The organism is Nocardioides xinjiangensis, from assembly GCF_017916455.1.
GTDB lineage: Bacteria > Actinomycetota > Actinomycetes > Propionibacteriales > Nocardioidaceae > Nocardioides > Nocardioides xinjiangensis.
The window spans coordinates 1,560,746-1,576,079 of record NZ_JAFMSY010000001.1 but is presented as its reverse complement, the minus strand read 5'-3'; the positions used below and the strand labels follow the sequence as shown (position 1 = coordinate 1,576,079).

Genomic DNA, 15,334 nt, shown 5'->3' with positions numbered 1-15,334 from the left:
ACTGCAAACGACCGTTTGCAAAGAGTTCGCTGCCGATTGGGATGCGGTGGGATGGGTACGGTTGAAGGGTGAACGACACGGCGAGCTACACGACCAAGGGACAGCCCTTCGAGCGCGACATGTCCTACCTCCCGGACCGGATCCTGGCGGGCGAGCGCTCCGCCGACCCGCTCGACGACGACTTCCCGAGCGGGTCAAAGGACAGCCCGCGCGACGTCCCCGTGTGGCCGGCCGTGCCCGGGCGCTACCGCCTCGTCGCCGCCCGCGCCTGCCCGTGGGCGCACCGCTCGATCATCGTGCGCACCCTGCTCGGCCTCGAGGACGTGATCTCCTGGGGCGCGCCCGGCCCCACCCACGACGCCCGGAGCTGGACCTTCGACCTCGACCCCGGCGGCGTCGACCCGGTGCTCGGGATCGAGCGCCTCCAGCAGGCCTACTTCGCCCGCCAGCCCGACTACCCGCGCGGCATCACGGTGCCCGCGATCGTGGACGTCGAGTCGGGCGAGGTCGTCACCAACGACTTCCCGCAGATCACCCACGACCTCTTCTTCGAGTGGCGCGAGCACCAGCGCCCCGACGCGCCGGACCTGTGGCCGGCGGACGTCCGCGAGGAGATGGAGTCGGTGATGAAGCGCGTCTTCACCGAGATCAACAACGGCGTCTACCGCTGCGGCTTCGCCGGCTCGCAGGAGGCGTACGACGACGCGTACGCGCGGCTGTGGACCACGATGGACTGGCTCGAGGAGCGGCTCGCCGACCGTCGCTTCCTGATGGGCGAGGCGTTCACCGAGGCCGACGTGCGGCTCTTCACCACGCTCGTCCGCTTCGACGCGGTCTACCACGGACACTTCAAGTGCAACCGCAACAAGCTGACCGAGATGCCGAACCTCTGGGGCTACGCGCGCGACCTCTTCCAGACGCCGGGGTTCGGCGACGAGGTCGACTTCGAGCAGATCAAGCGTCACTACTACGTCGTGCACACCGACATCAACCCCACGCAGATCGTCCCGGCCGGCCCCGACGAGGCGGGCTGGCACACGCCGCACGGCCGCGGCTGAGCGCGCGCTCGCGCCGACCGCCAGATTGGTGCTGTCAGGCTGCGGCCGATACCTTGAGCACCACCATGTGGTCGGGGTCACACACGCCGGCGGCCACGCTTGCACGCCGTCGGCGTCCGGCGATCCCGTGACTGCCGCTAGCTGTAGAAGGAGACTGCGTTGTCCGATCCTGCCTCCCCCCGGAGTGACACCTTCGGCCCCGACCTGGCGGAGGTCTTCGGACCCTCGCATTCCGACGGCGGCCCCGACCTCGTCCAGCTGCTGACGCCCGAGGGCGAGCGCGTCCACCACCCCGAGTTCGACCACGACTTCTCCGCCGAGGAGCTCCGCGGGCTCTACCGCGACATGGTCCTCACCCGGCGCATCGACGTCGAGGCCACCGCCCTCCAGCGCCACGGCGAGCTCGGCATCTGGGCCCAGCTGCTCGGCCAGGAGGCCGCGCAGATCGGCGCCGGCCGCGCCCTGCGTCCCCAGGACTACGTCTTCCCGACCTACCGTGAGCACGGTGTCGCCTACTGCCGCGGCGTCGACCCGCTGCGCCTGCTCGGCCTGTTCCGCGGCGTCGACCAGGGCGGCTGGGACCCGACCGAGAACAACTTCGGCCTCTACACGATCGTCATCGGCGCCCAGACGCTCCACGCCACCGGCTACGCCATGGGCATGCAGCGCGACGGCGTCGTCGGCACCGGCGACCCCGAGCGCGACGCGGCCGTCATCGCCCACTTCGGCGACGGCGCGTCCTCCCAGGGCGACGTCAACGAGGCGTTCATCTTCGCCGCGTCCTACAACGCCCCGGTCGTGTTCTTCTGCCAGAACAACCAGTGGGCGATCTCCGAGCCGATCGAGCGGCAGACCCGCATCCCGCTCTACCAGCGGGCGCTGGGCTTCGGCTTCCCGGGCATCCGCGTCGACGGCAACGACGTGCTGGCGACGTACGCCGTCACCAGGGCCGCGCTCCAGCGGGCGCGCGAGGGCAACGGTCCCTCCTTCGTCGAGGCCTACACCTACCGGATGGGCGCGCACACCACGACCGACGACCCCACGCGCTACCGGCTCAACGACGAGCTCGAGCACTGGAAGCTCAAGGACCCGATCGAGCGGCTCAAGGTGTACCTCCGCCGCAACGGCCTGGTCGACCAGGAGTTCTTCGACGACCTCGACGCCGAGGCCAAGGAGCTGGGCCACCACCTCCGCGAGGGCTGCAAGGCGCTGCCCGACCCCGAGCCGCTGGACCAGTTCGGCTACGTCTTCAGCGAGATGACCGACGAGATCGCCGCCCAGCGCGACGAGTTCGCCGCCTACCTCGCATCCTTCGAGGGGAGCCACTCGTGACCAGCAAGATCACGCTCGCCAAGGGCCTCAACATGGGCCTGCGCAAGGCGATGGAGGACGACGACAAGGTCCTCCTCATGGGCGAGGACGTCGGCAAGCTCGGCGGCGTCTTCCGCATCACCGACGGGCTGCAGAAGGACTTCGGCGAGGACCGCGTCATCGACAGCCCGCTGGCGGAGTCCGGCATCGTCGGCACCGCGGTCGGCATGGCGCTGCGCGGCTACCGGCCCGTCGTGGAGATCCAGTTCGACGGCTTCGTCTACCCCGCCTACGACCAGATCGTGTGCCAGGTGGCCAAGTACACCTACCGCTCGCAGGGCAAGGTGAAGATGCCGATCGTCATCCGCATCCCCTTCGGCGGCGGCATCGGCGCGGTCGAGCACCACTCCGAGAGCCCCGAGGCGCAGTTCGCGCACACCCCCGGCCTCAAGGTGGTGGCCTGCTCCAACCCCGTCGACGGCTACTGGATGATCCAGCAGGCGATCGCCCACGACGACCCGGTCATCTTCCTCGAGCCGAAGCGGCAGTACCACGCCGACAAGGCGGAGCTCGACGAGTCCGCGACGCCGGAGCCGCTATTCACCTCGCGCGTGGTGCGCGCCGGGTCCGACGCGACGGTGCTGGCCTACGGCCCGACCGTGAAGACCGCGCTCAAGTGCGCCGAGGCCGCCGAGTCCGAGGGCCGCAGCCTCGAGGTCATCGACCTGCGCACCCTGTCGCCGCTCGACATGGCGCCGGTCTACGAGTCCGTGCGCCGCACCGGCCGGTGCGTGGTCACCCACGAGGCGCACGTCAACCTCGGCATGGGCGCCGAGCTCGCCGCCCGGGTCACCGAGCAGTGCTTCTACTCGCTCGAGGCGCCGGTGCTGCGCGTCGGCGCGTTCGACACGCCCTACCCGCCGTCGCGGATCGAGGAGGAGTACCTCCCCGATCTCGACCGGGTGCTGGACGCCGTCGACCGCACCTTCGCCTACTGAGAGGAGTCCCCTGATGTCCGAGTTCCTGCTCCCCGACGTCGGCGAGGGCCTCACCGAGGCCGAGATCGTCGCGTGGAAGGTCAAGGTCGGCGACACCGTCGAGATCAACGACGTGATCGTCGAGATCGAGACCGCGAAGTCGCTGGTCGAGCTGCCCTCGCCGTTCGAGGGCACCGTGCTGGCCCTCCTCGTCCCCGAGGGCGAGACCGTCCCGGTCGGCACGCCGATCATCTCCATCGGCGCGGCCGGCGAGGCGCCTGCCGAGCCTGCCGGCGGCGCCGCCCCCCAGACCGAGTCCGACCCCTACCTCGGCATGGCCCTGAAGGCCGGCGCCGAGGACGCGGGGCAGGCGGCCGCGCAGGTCGACCCGACCGAGATCGACCTCTCCAACCCGGCCGCCTCCGGATCGATGGAGGGGGCGTCCCTCGTCGGCCGCATCAAGGCCGACCGCGGCCCCATGCGTCGCGCCCGGCGCGGCTCGGCCTCCCCGAGCACGGTGGCCGGCGCCCAGACCCAGATGCAGGTGCAGGGCGCCTTCGCGCCCGGCGGCGCGCAGTCCGACGAGGTGGTGCCGGCCGACGAGTCCCCGGTGCCGGCCGTCGACCAGCGGCCCGCGCCGCAGGCGGCGCCCGCCGAGGCGCTCGTCCCGGCCGCCGCGCAGGGCGAGCCCGGCGCCGTACGCGCCCTGGCGAAGCCTCCGGTCCGCAAGCTCGCCAAGGACCTGGGCGTCGACCTCACCACGCTGACCGGCTCGGGCCCGTCCGGCTCGATCACCCGCGACGACGTGCACGGAGCGGCCAACGGCTCCGCCGCGCCCGCGCCTGCTCCCGTCGCCCCGAGCGGCGGCGGCGACGTGCCGGGCGCCTCCTACGGCGGCTCGGCGCAGCGCGACCTGTCGGGCTCGACGCCGTCCGGCGAGCGCGAGACCCGCGAGCCGATCAAGGGCGTGCGCAAGATGATGGCGTCGGCGATGAGCCAGTCGGCCTTCACCAGCCCGCACGTCACCGAGTGGATCACCGTCGACGTGACGGCGACGATGCAGCTCGTCGCGCGGCTGCGCAAGCGGCCGGAGTTCCGCGACACGAAGGTCAGCCCGCTGCTGGTCCTCGCCCGTGCGGTGATCCTCGCGATGAAGCGCACCCCGGAGATCAACTCCACTTGGGACGAGTCCGCCCAGGAGGTCGTCTACAAGCACTACGTCAACCTCGGCATCGCGGCCGCCACCCCGCGCGGGCTGGTGGTCCCCAACATCAAGGACGCCGACGCGCTCTCGATGACCGAGCTGGCGGCGGCGCTCGGGGAGCTGACGGCCACGGCGCGCGAGGGCAGGACCCAGCCCGCGGAGATGGCCGGCGGCACGTTCACGATCACCAACGTCGGCGTGTTCGGCGTCGACGCGGGCACGCCGATCATCAACCCGGGGGAATCCGCGATCCTGTGCTTCGGCGCGATCAACAAGCGGCCGTGGGTCGACGAGGAGACCGGCGAGATCGTCGTCCGCGACGTCACGACGCTCGCGCTGTCGTTCGACCACCGGCACATCGACGGCGAGAAGGGCTCGCGCTTCCTCGCCGACGTCGCCGGAGTGCTCTCCGACCCGGGCACCGCGCTGCTGTTCTGACGAGTGGGCGGGAGTGTCCCGCCAGTCGGCGTCGAGGCGGCGCTGGTGTCCCGAGGATCTGCGTCGAGTCGGCGCTGGTGTCCCCAGCACACTGGCGCCGACTCGGCCTGCTTGCCAGCACACTGGCGCCGACTCGACGTGCGCTCGCGGCGCACGAGCGCCGACTCGACGTGCTCTCCGGGTGCGCTAGCGCCCGCTCGAGCGGGCGTGCCAAGGCAGCGAGCACCTCGGCCTCGCGCTCGGGTGAGAGCGCGGTGACGGGAGAGTCGAGACAGTCGGGCGCGGTCTCGGCCACAGGGCGGAGGTTGAGCCCGGCGGCGAACGCCGGCGCGGGGTCGTGGGCCAGCATGCCGTCGTGCTCCGGTCGCGGCAGCCACAGCGGCAGCGAGTCCTCGCCCGCCCACGGCCGGACGCCGTGCTCCTGCAGGAAGCCCTGGTCCACCCACGTCAGCGTCGGGGCGTCGTCGCGGACGCCGGCCGCCACGGCCGTCAGCAGGTCCTCGAACGACGTCGGCCGGCCCACCGCGTCGAAGGTGCCCGGAGTCCGCGTCTGCGCCAGCCGCAGCAGCCAGGCCGCGAGGTCGCGCACGTCGATCACCTGCACGACGTCCGTGGGACGGCCCGGCGCCAGCACCTCGCCGCCGCGCGCCAGCCGCTGCGGCCAGTAGGCGAATCGTCCCGTCGGGTCGCCGGGACCGACGATCAGCCCCGGTCGGACGACCACCGACGACCGCGCGCCCGCCTGGACTACCTGCTCGCAGGCGACCTTCATGCCGCCGTAGGCGTCCGGGTCGACCGCCAGGTCCACGTCGTCGGTGACGGGCTCCACCAGCGGCGCCATCGCCGGGGAGGAGTCGTCGGCGTAGACGCTGATCGTCGACACGAACACCCAGTGCGCCCCGGCCGTCGCCTCGAAGGCCCGGCGCGCGTGCGAGGGCAGCCTGGTGACGTCGACGACGGCGTCCCAGCGGCCCTCGGCGACCCCGGCCGGCACGGGCTCGGCGCGATCCCAGGGAAGGTGCGTCGCACCTGCCGGGAGCGGCCCGGACTCGCCGCGGCAGGCGCAGGTGACGTCCCAGCCGGCGTCGACCGCCTGGGCCGCGACCTCGCGCGAGAGGAACCGGGTGCCACCGAGGACGAGGAGCTCCACGGGACCACTACACGGCCGTCCGGGCACGCACCACAACCCTGTTCGCGGTGGGCGCAACCCTCGCGCTGCACCTGTGACCGACGGGCCGGGGGCGCCGTGACGCGGTCCGCGACCGGGCTGCGACCGCCGCGCGACCGCGGGATGGGCGTTCGGCAGACAGGAGCCCGGCTCTTTGGCACCATCGCTCCGGCGCTGCGACAATGGCGCCCTCGGATCGCGTGGAAGGAGCTGGCGGGTGGCGTTCAAAGCCTCCACTGCTACCGGCGACACCACCCCCGCCGCCCTCCTCGCCCGGGCGCAGCAGGTCGCCGACCAGCTCGTCGACGAGGCGCGGCTGGAGGCCGAGAGGCTGACCGCCCAGCTGGCGACGCTGCGTGAGGAGCTCCGCCGGCTCCACGCCGAGGCCGAGGCGGACCGGGCCGAGGCCGGACGGGCACGACGGCAGGCCGAGCAGGTCCTCGCCGGCGCGTCGGAGGAGGCCGCCACGATCGTCGTCGACGCCAACGAGCAGGCCGCGCTGCTGATGTCCTCCGCCGAGGACGCCCGCGACCAGCACGTCGCCGCCGCACGCGTCGAGGGCGACCGGTTGCGCGCCGAGGCGCAGGAGGAGGCGGCCGCCCTCCGCGGGGAGTCCCGCGAGCTGCGCGACGCCGCTGCCGCCGAGGGGGCCGCCCTGCTCGACGCCGCGCGGGCCGAGGCCGAGGCCGTCGTCACCGCCGCCCAGCAGAGGGCCGCGGACCTGGTCGAGGAGGGTCGCGCAGGCGGCCAGCGGCACCTCGACACCGCCATGGCCGAGGCGGAGTCCCTGCGCGCCAGCGCCTCGACCGAGTCGGCGCGGATGCGCGACGAGGCCTCCGCCCACGTCGAGGAGCTGCGCCGCACCGCGGGCGCGGAGGCCGAGCAGGTCCGGCAGGCAGCCGCGGAGACGCTCGCCGCCGCTCGCGCCGAGAGCGAGGAGAAGCTCCGCCAGGCCGCCGAGCAGACCGAGTGGGCCACGCGGACCGTGCGCTCGGTGCTCGACGGCGCGGCGACGGAGGCGGACGCCATCCGCAGGGCCGGCCACGTCGAGGTCGGCGACCACGCCCGGGTGGTGCGCCGCCGGCTCCAGGCGGTCATCGCGGCGGTCGCCGGACGCATGGCGCTGCAGCTGGCCGACGCGCAGCAGCGCGCAGACGAGATCACCCGCACCGCCGCGCTGGCGGCCGCGGAGATGGAGAGCGAGGCCAAGGCCGCGCTCGCCCGCGCCGAGGCCGAGGCGGCCCGCATCCTCGCCGACGCGACCGACGAGTCGCAGCGCGCCGTCGATCGCCTCGAGCGCCGTCGGGCGCAGGCCGAGGCGGGGGCGGCGAGCCTCCGCTCCCTGGTCGCCGAGGAGGTCACCCGCATCCGGGCGGAGGCCGCCGAGGAGCGGCGCCGCGCCCGGGAGGAGTCCGTCGCCCTCGTCGCCGAGGGCCGGGCGGAGGCCGACCAGCTCCGCGACAGCGCCCGCCGCGCGCTCGAGCGCGCCCGGGCCGAGGTCGCGCAGCTGCAGGCGCGGCGCGACGGCATCGCCGCCGAGCTGGGCCAGCTCTCCGGGGTCATCGAGGCGCTCTCCGTGCCCGAGCGCCAGCAGGCCTCCGCCGCCGGCACCGCCGCAGGCGACGCCCACGCGCAGCCACCGCGAGTCCAGCCACCCCACGCCCAGCCACCCCACGCCCCGCCACACCAGCAGGAGAGCACCGATGCCTGAAGAGATGTTCACGACCGTGCGCCGCGGCTACGACCCGACCGAGGTCGAGCGTGCCGTCGGGCAGGCGCAGAGCGAGGTCGCCGACCTCCGCCGGCGGCTCGAGGCCGCCGAGGCCGCCGCCCGGCAGGCTCGCGGCGAGGCCGCCGCGGCCCGCGAGGCGCTCGTCTCGCGTGAGGCTCAGGCGCCCGAGCTGCCGACGTACGAGCACCTCGGGCAGCGGGTCGGCCAGATCCTCTCCCTCGCCGAGGCCGAGGCAGCCGAGATCCGCGACCGGGTCAAGGGCGAGGTCGAGACCCTGCGCAAGGAGGCCGAGCAGGAGGCCGGCGCGCTGCGGGCCGACGCCGACCGCTACGCCGAGGAGACCCGCCGCGACGCCGAGGCCGAGGGTGCCCGGGTGCTCGCCGACGCGCGCAAGGCCGCCGACAGCGAGCGCGACGCGGCCGAGCGCGACGCCTCCGCCCGCCGGGCCGAGGCCGAGGCGCTGCACGAGGACCAGCGCGCCAAGGCCGCCCAGGCCGCCGCCGACTTCGAGACCACGCTGGCCGAGCGTCGCCAGAAGGCCACGGCCGAGTTCCAGGCGCAGCAGGCCGCGATCCGGGCCGAGCTCGACGCGATGGCCGCGCGCAACAAGGACACCGAGGCGACGATGGAGCGCAACCGGGCCGAGGCCGAGGAGCGGATCGCCCGCATGCTCGCCGACGCCGAGCAGCGCTCGACGACGATGGTCGAGGAGGCGCGCGCCTCCGCCGACCGCGTCCGCGCCGAGTCCGAGCGCGAGCTCGCCGCCGCCGCGCAGCGTCGCGACAGCATCAACGCCCAGCTCTCCAACGTCCGCCAGATGCTCGCCACGCTCACCGGCACCGTGCCCGGTGTCGCGCTGCCCGTCGCGGAGCCGGCCGCGGCCGCCGTACCCGCCGACGAGCCCGTCGACGAGCCGGTCCCGGCCGAGGCTGCGGAGTCCGACGCGGCGCAGTCCGACGCGAAGCCCGCTGCGGACGCGTCGCGCGAGGCCGAGGAGTCTCCCGAGCAGCGGTGAGCCACGCAGGTTCTGCGCGTCCGGAAGTTGCCTTACGCACCGCTGGCCCGGGCGGCGGTGAGCCACGCAGGTTCTGAGCGTACGAAGCCTGCGCCACGCACCGCTGGCCAGGGGGGCGGTGAGCCACGCAGGTTCTGAGCGTCCGGAACCTGCCTCACGCACCGCCGGTGCGAGCGGCGGTGAGCCACGCAGGTTCTGAGCGTCCGGAACCTGCCTCACGCACCGCTGGCCCGGGCGGCGGTGAGCCACGCAGGTTCTGAGCGTCCGGAAGCTGCCTCACGCACCGCTGGCCCGGGCGGCGGTGAGCCGCGCAGGTTCTGCGCGTCCGGAAGCTGCCTCACACACCGCTGGCCAGGGGGGCGGTGAGCCACGCAGGTTCTGGGCGCCTGGAACCTGCCTCACGCACCGCCGGTGCGAGCGGCGGTGAGCCACGCAGGTTCTCGGCGTACGGAACCTGCCTCACGCACCGCCGGTGCGAGCGGCGGTGAGCCACGCAGGTTCTCGGCGTCCGGAACCTGCCTCACGCACCGCCGGTGCGAGCGGCGGTGAGCCACGCAGGTTCTGGGCGTCCGGAACCTGCCTCACGCACCGCTCGAACCCGAGGAGAGGCGGGGCGCACTCACACGTAGCGGCGCGCGCGTTCCTCCGGGGACCCCGGGCCGGCGGCGAGCAGCGTGCTGAGCTCGTGCTCCAGCACGGCGCCGACCCGGCGGCAGAAGGCCTCCGGCTCGTCGGCCGCGTCCGGCTTCTCGGCCACGACCCGGTCGACGATCCCGCGCCGGTGCAGGTCGAGCGCGCGCACCTGCTGCGCCCGCGCCATCTCCGCGGCGTGGTCGAGGTCGCGGTGCACGATGGCCGACGCACCCTCGGGCGGCAGCGGCGAGAGCCAGGCGTGCTGGGCGGCGACGACCCGATCGGCCGGCAGCAGCGCCAGCGCCCCACCGCCGTTGCCCTCCCCGAGCATCAGGCACAGGGTCGGCGCGTCGAGCGTCACGAGGTCGGCCAGCGACCGGGCGATCTCGCCGGCCAGCCCGCCGTTCTCCGCGTCCGCCGACAGGGCGGCGCCCTGGGTGTCGATGACGGTCACCAGCGGCAGTCCGAGCTCCGAGGCCAGGCGCATGCCGCGCCGTGCCTCCCGCAGCGCCTCGGGGCCGAGAGGATGGTCGGTGGTCTGCCCGCGCCGGTCCTGCCCGAGGAACACGCACGGCGCCTCGCCGAAGCGGGCCAGCGCGATCAGCAGGCCGGGGTCGGACTCGCCCTGCCCCGTGCCGTTGAGCGGCACGACGTCGCTCGCGGCGTACCGCAGCAGGCGGCGTACGCCGGGTCGGTCGGGCCGCCGGGAGCGCGTCACGCACTCCCAGGTGTCGACGTCGGGCACGTCCTCGTGGCCGGGGTCCGGCACCGCGTCGACGCCCTCGCGGGCGGCCATGAGCGTGGTCAGCGCGCGGTCCAGGATCGCGGCGATCTCCTCGGGCGGCAGCACCGCGTCGATGATGCCGCGGGCGTAGAGGTTCTCCGCGGTCTGCACGCCGGCGGGGAACGGCCGGTCGTAGAGCGCCTCGTAGACGCGCGGCCCGAGGAAGCCCACGAGCGCGCCGGGCTCGGCGACGGTGACGTGCCCGAGCGAGCCCCACGACGCCATGACGCCGCCCGTGGTGGGGTGGCGCAGGTAGACCAGGTACGGCAGTCCCGCGGTGCGGTGGGCCGCCACGGCGGCCGAGATCCGGACCATCTGCACGAAGGCGGGGGTGCCCTCCTGCATCCGCGTGCCGCCGCTGACCGGGGCGGCGACGAGCGGCAGCCCCTCCCGGGTGGCACGCTCGATGCCGGCCACGATCCGGTCGGCGGCGGCCCGGCCGATCGAGCCGGCCAGGAAGCCGAACTCCCCGACGAGCACCGCGATCCGACGCCCGTGCATCCGGGCCTCGCCGGTGAGCACGGACTCGTCGACGCCCGAGCGCTCCTCGGCGGCGGCCAGCTCGGCGGCGTACGCCTCGCTGATGCCCTCGCGCGACGGCGGGCTGTCCCAGGACGACCACGAGTCCTCGTCGAGGACGAGGTCGATGAGCTCGCGCGCGGAGAGGCGGGTCATGCGGGCAGGGTAGCCGCGGCGGGTCGCCGAGGACGGCGCGTCAGCGCACCGGCACCCCCGGCTCGGGGGTGCGGTCGCCGGTGATCCACCCGTCGAAGAACGCCGACAGCTCGCGGCCGGTCTCCCGCTCCCAGTGCTCGTAGAGCTGCTCGCGCGAGGCCGACGCGTTGTCGTTCGCCTCCAGCCAGGAGCGGGCGATGCGGAAGAACTCCTCGTCGCCCAGCTCGACCCGAAGCTCGTCCCACATCAACGCCGGCGTCCAGTAGATGTTGGAGCTGCCGAACTGACGGCGGTCGTACGCGCCGGGCGGGCCGTACTGGTCGCGCAGCTGCTGGTCGGCGGCACGCGCCGCCCGCAGGCTCTGCCGCAGCGGCCGGATGTCGTGCTCGTCCTCGTAGATCCACTGCAGGAGCATCGTCATGCCCTCGTTGAGCCACACGTCGCGCCAGTCCGACGGCGAGACCTGGTCGCCGTACCACTGGTGCACGAGCTCGTGCGCGACCACCTGGGGGGAGAGCACGTAGTCGTTGCTGCCCAGCGTGATCATCGTCTGCGTCTCCATCGCGCTCATCGAGTCGGTGACGACGAGGCCGAGGGTGTCGAAGGGGTAGTCGCCGAGCCGGGACTCGATCCAGTCGACCGTGTCGGCGGCGGTCCGGACGCCCTGGAGCGGCCGGGTGAAGCGGCGTGGCGTCCAGTAGTCGACGCGCAGGCCGCTCCGCGAGGTGTTGCTGCTGTGGTCGTAGGCGCCGATCGCGAGGGTGATCAGGTACGACGACGCCGGCTCCACGAGCTGCCAGGACGTGGTCGTGCCCTCGTCGTCCGTGGCGAGCTCGGTCAGCGTGCCGTTGGCGACGCCGGTCCAGCGCGGCGGCGCGTGCACCGTGATGTCGTAGAGCGCCTTGTCGGCCGGCTGGTCGTTGACGGGGTACCACGTGAAGGCGCCGTAGGGCTCCTGCATCGTCCACACCTCGCCGGTGCGGGTCACGGTGAAGCCGGTCTCGGAGAAGTCGCTGCGCGTGGTCGGCGCGGCCGCCGGCTCGGGCGTGCCGGCGTAGGCGACGGCCAGCTCGTAGTGCCGGTCCTCCTCGATGGGCGCGCGGACGACGAGGTCCTTGCCGCGGTGGGCGGTGCGGACGGCACGTCCGTCGAGCGTCACCGCGTCGACGCGCAGCGGTGCCCCGAGGTCGAGCTGGAAGCGCGGCGCCGAGCGGGCCGCCCGGAAGGTGACGACCGCCCGCCCCGTGAGGCGCCGCGCGTCGCGGTCCCAGGTCAGGTCGAGGTCGTAGTGCAGGGCGTCGACGCGGGGGTCGCCGACGTCGGGGTAGACGCTGTCCTCGACCGGCGTGGACCGGGCGAGGTCGAGGTCGGGCTCGACCCGGTCGCCCACCACCGGTCCGCGCGACGGCGCGCCGGACGCCGCATCGTCGGCGGGCGCCGCGCCGCTCGGTGAGCCTGCCGGCCGGGCCGGTGCGGGGTCGGCGGCGTCCTCGGAGCACCCGGCGACAGCGAGCGAGAGGCACACGGCGAGCGCCGGGAGGGCCCGCCGGCGGGTCATCTCTCGCCCCGCAGCAGCGGCCGGGCCAGCTTGCGGCCGTGGTGGATCTGCGCCTTGACGGTGCCGAGGGGTGCGTCGACGAGGTCCGCGATCTCGTCGTAGGGGAGTCCGTAGACGTCGCGCAGCAGCAGCGGCTCGACGTACTGCGGGTGGTCCTTCTCGATGGTCTCCATCGCCTCGAGCAGGTCGAGCCGCGTGCCGGCGATGACGCTGGTGGTGCGCGGGTCCGGACGATCGTGCGAGCCGTCCTCGAAGTCCGTCGGCGTTGCCAGGTTCCGCAGCCGGCGGTACGTCGAGCGGGCGCTGTTGACCGCGACGATGTGCAGCCAGGTGGTGAACCGGCCGCGACCGCCCCACGTGCCGATCTTGGTCGCGACGTTGAGCAACGCCTCCTGGCAGGCGTCCTCCGCGTCGCCGGAGTAGGGGAGCACGCCGCGGCAGATGTTGAGCACCCGGCTGCGGACGGCGGCGAGCAGCAGCTCGAGGGCGTCCCGGTCCCCGTCGCGGGCGCGCCGGGCGAGGTCGTCGATGTCGTCCGGCCCCAGCGCGTCGCCGTGGTCCCCCGAATAGCTCACGGACTGCACGATAATGCCCGGGTGTCCGCTCCCTCTCGTCTCGGTCGGTACCCGGTGCGCCGCCGCATCGGGTCGGGGGCGTTCGCGACGGTGTGGCTCGCCCACGACGAGCACCTCGACTGCCCGGTGGCGATCAAGGTGCTCGCCGACAACTGGACGACCGACCTCCACATCCGCCAGCGCTTCCTCGAGGAGGGGCGCTTCCTGCGCAAGGTCGAGTCCCCGCACGTCGTGCCCGTCTACGACGCCGGGGAGCTGGCCGACGACCGCCCCTACCTCGTGATGGCGTACGCCGACCAGGGCACGCTGGCCGACCGCCTCGAGCTGTCCGCCCTGGAGCGGTCGCAGGCGCTCGCCGTGCTCGTGCAGGTCGGGAGGGGACTGAGCGCCCTGCACGACCGCGGCGTGCTGCACCGCGACGTGAAGCCGGCCAACGTGCTGTTCCGCACCGTCGAGAACGGTCGCGGGTCGCGGGTCGTCGCGATGCTCGGCGACCTCGGCCTCGGCAAGGCGATGGACATGTCGTCGCGGCTCACCATGGTCGGTGGCACCCCGACCTACGTCGCGCCCGAGCAGGCGCTCGGGGAGGGTCTCGACCCGCGGGCCGACCAGTTCTCCCTCGCGGCCCTGACCTACCACCTGCTGACCGGGCGGCAGCCGTTCGACCACAAGACGCTGGCCGCGGCCGAGGACCCCGCACCGCCGCCGCCCATGGGCGTCGACCCGGCCGTCGAGGCGGTCGTCCTGCGGGGGCTGGCCAAGGACCGGGAGTGCCGGTTCGAGGACGTCGAGGCCTTCACCGCGGCGCTCGCCGAGACCATGGGCGGCCCGGTCGACGAGGCGCCGCAGGCGTGGATCCCGGTCGATCCCGACCTCACCCGCACCGCTCCGCGCCCCGAGGGGACGGGTGTGGCCGACGGCCTGCCGGACCCGCCGGGCTCGCCGCGGCGCCGCCGCAGGTGGCCCGCCGCGGTGGCAGCGGTCCTCGCGCTCGCCGTCGGCGCCGGCGCCGGCTGGTCGGTCGAGCGCGCCGTGACGGCGGAGCGCACCGTCGAGGACGCCACGGGGACGCTGGCCGTCACGGTCCCGGAGGACTGGACCAGCCAGGTCGACCCCGAGCAGTGGACCCCCGTCGACGGCCAGCGCGAGCAGCCGTCGCTCGCGGCCGGCACCCGGCCCGGCTGGAACAGCGCCGACGACCCGGCGCCGGGGGTCTTCATCGGGGTGCTCGCCGGCGACGAGCTCCCCTCGCGGGTGCCCCAGCACGCCGACTGCGCGGAGTCCCGCTCGCCGATCTACGACGAGAAGGAAGGGGACAGCTCCATGACGGTGGTCTTCACCGGCTGTCCCGGCGCCGACGTGACCGTCGAGCGCGTGATCCGGGTCAACCAGAGCCAGCTGCTCTGGGTGCAGGTCCGCAGCGAGGACCCCCGCACCGCCAACCGGGTGCTCGAGTCGGTGGACACCTTCGGCATCTGAGTGCAGGGCGCCGCCACCCGTCGGCCGCCAGTCGCCGACCCGTCAGCCGCCCGGCAGTCGCCGTCAGCCGAGCCTGATCCCCGAGCCCACCCGCGCGACGAGGTCGGCCATGCCGGCGTCGTCGACCTCGCGCCCGGTCACCGCGATCTCGACCTGAGCGTTGTCGGAGCCGGTGAGGTCCACCCACCGCAGGTAGCCGTGGCGCAGGTGGTTCGAGGTGACGTACGAGAAGTGCAGGCTGTCGGCGGTCTGGCCGAGGACCTCGACGTTGCTCTCGTCCTCGCGCAGCTCGTCGATCCGTCGGTCCAGGGTCCAGTCGATCGAGCGGCGGTTGCTGAGCACCTGCTCCACCCGCATGACGTAGCCGAAGTCCGGCTGGTCCGGCGGGCGCCACTGCCACTCGTTGAGCGAGTTCTCGGAGAAGTCCCAGCCCACCGGTGCGGGCAGGGTCATCCGGAAGTCCCCGCTGCCGACGACCCGCCGCTCGAGCGGCAGGCCCGGGGCGAGGGGAGGGGTGGGCGGGTCGGGGAGGAGGTCCGGCACCGGGTCCACGGGCAGGCTCGGCGAGGCGGCCGCCACCGGAGCGGCCCTGCCGTCGGCACGCGGGTTCTCCCCGGCCAGCAGGGACGCACCGAAGCCGCCCGCTGCGCCGACGGCGAGCAGCAGCGCGAGCACGGCCGTCCCCCGCCACGTCACGGCCGCCAATCTAGGCCATCCTCGCCGTGCC

The 15,334-nt window shown here is 74.1% G+C and carries 12 protein-coding genes; 7 read left to right on the top strand and 5 right to left on the bottom strand.

Annotated elements, in window-relative coordinates:
- Positions 1–68: 68 nt before the first annotated feature.
- From J3P38_RS07475 to J3P38_RS07460, 4 genes are all read left to right on the top strand, one after another.
- A complete protein-coding gene (locus J3P38_RS07475; protein WP_307807780.1) occupies positions 69–1,058 on the top strand; it encodes a glutathione S-transferase family protein in 990 nt (329 codons plus the stop codon).
- A gap of 159 nt (positions 1,059–1,217) precedes the next feature.
- The gene (gene pdhA, locus J3P38_RS07470; protein WP_210503144.1) at positions 1,218–2,390 is read left to right on the top strand and encodes a pyruvate dehydrogenase (acetyl-transferring) E1 component subunit alpha; all 1,173 of its coding nucleotides are present in this window, start codon (positions 1,218–1,220) and stop codon (positions 2,388–2,390) included.
- Positions 2,387–3,367: an alpha-ketoacid dehydrogenase subunit beta gene (locus J3P38_RS07465; RefSeq protein WP_210439196.1), complete on the top strand. Its 981-nt coding sequence runs from the start codon at positions 2,387–2,389 to the stop codon at positions 3,365–3,367. The genes pdhA and J3P38_RS07465 overlap by 4 nt, the downstream gene beginning before the upstream one ends.
- 13 nt (positions 3,368–3,380) lie before the next feature.
- Entirely contained in the window at positions 3,381–4,988 is a 1,608-nt protein-coding gene (locus tag J3P38_RS07460; RefSeq protein ID WP_210503143.1) for a dihydrolipoamide acetyltransferase family protein, read from the top strand.
- On the opposite strand, the gene J3P38_RS07455 is transcribed toward J3P38_RS07460, so the two are convergent.
- Positions 4,873–6,138: an NAD-dependent epimerase/dehydratase family protein gene (locus tag J3P38_RS07455; protein ID WP_210503142.1), complete on the bottom strand. Its 1,266-nt coding sequence runs from the start codon at positions 6,136–6,138 to the stop codon at positions 4,873–4,875. The two genes, J3P38_RS07460 and J3P38_RS07455, sit on opposite strands and share 116 nt — an antisense overlap.
- A 235-nt stretch (positions 6,139–6,373) precedes the next feature.
- Between J3P38_RS07455 and J3P38_RS07450 the strand changes: the two genes are divergently transcribed.
- Both J3P38_RS07450 and J3P38_RS07445 read left to right on the top strand, forming a co-directional pair.
- On the top strand, positions 6,374–7,867 hold the full coding sequence (locus J3P38_RS07450; RefSeq protein WP_210503141.1) for a coiled-coil domain-containing protein: 1,494 nt from the start codon (positions 6,374–6,376) through the stop codon (positions 7,865–7,867).
- Positions 7,860–8,903 (top strand): coiled-coil domain-containing protein, encoded by a 1,044-nt coding sequence (locus J3P38_RS07445; protein WP_210439192.1) that lies wholly within the window; start codon positions 7,860–7,862, stop codon positions 8,901–8,903. Before J3P38_RS07450 ends, J3P38_RS07445 begins: the two co-directional genes overlap by 8 nt.
- Positions 8,904–9,522: 619 nt before the next feature.
- Here J3P38_RS07445 and J3P38_RS07440 read toward each other — a convergent pair.
- From J3P38_RS07440 to J3P38_RS07430, 3 genes are read right to left on the bottom strand one after another with little or no spacing between them, the layout of a single operon-like run.
- Entirely contained in the window at positions 9,523–10,995 is a 1,473-nt protein-coding gene (locus tag J3P38_RS07440) for a carboxyl transferase domain-containing protein (RefSeq protein ID WP_210503140.1), read from the bottom strand.
- Positions 10,996–11,035: 40 nt separating this feature from the next.
- Complete coding sequence (locus tag J3P38_RS07435) at positions 11,036–12,553, bottom strand: M1 family metallopeptidase (RefSeq protein ID WP_210503139.1); 1,518 nt, start codon at positions 12,551–12,553, stop codon at positions 11,036–11,038.
- A complete protein-coding gene (locus tag J3P38_RS07430) occupies positions 12,550–13,128 on the bottom strand; it encodes an RNA polymerase sigma factor (RefSeq protein WP_210439189.1) in 579 nt (192 codons plus the stop codon). Before J3P38_RS07430 ends, J3P38_RS07435 begins: the two co-directional genes overlap by 4 nt.
- Before the next feature lie 21 nt (positions 13,129–13,149).
- Between J3P38_RS07430 and J3P38_RS07425 the strand changes: the two genes are divergently transcribed.
- Positions 13,150–14,607 (top strand): serine/threonine-protein kinase, encoded by a 1,458-nt coding sequence (locus J3P38_RS07425; RefSeq protein WP_210503138.1) that lies wholly within the window; start codon positions 13,150–13,152, stop codon positions 14,605–14,607.
- Positions 14,608–14,670: 63 nt separating this feature from the next.
- Here J3P38_RS07425 and J3P38_RS07420 read toward each other — a convergent pair whose 3' ends face one another.
- Positions 14,671–15,303: a hypothetical protein gene (locus tag J3P38_RS07420; protein ID WP_210503137.1), complete on the bottom strand. Its 633-nt coding sequence runs from the start codon at positions 15,301–15,303 to the stop codon at positions 14,671–14,673.
- Positions 15,304–15,334: the final 31 nt, after the last annotated feature.

What these genes read in the sequence shown, in the direction of transcription:
- J3P38_RS07460 (WP_210503143.1), top strand. Translation starts at nt 3,381, where the DNA reads ATGTCCGAGTTCCTGCTCCCCGACGTCGGCGAGGGCCTCACCGAGGCC.
- J3P38_RS07445 (WP_210439192.1), top strand. Translation starts at nt 7,860, where the DNA reads ATGCCTGAAGAGATGTTCACGACCGTGCGCCGCGGCTACGACCCGACC.
- J3P38_RS07440 (WP_210503140.1), bottom strand. Translation starts at nt 10,995, where the DNA reads ATGACCCGCCTCTCCGCGCGCGAGCTCATCGACCTCGTCCTCGACGAG.
- J3P38_RS07435 (WP_210503139.1), bottom strand. Translation starts at nt 12,553, where the DNA reads ATGACCCGCCGGCGGGCCCTCCCGGCGCTCGCCGTGTGCCTCTCGCTC.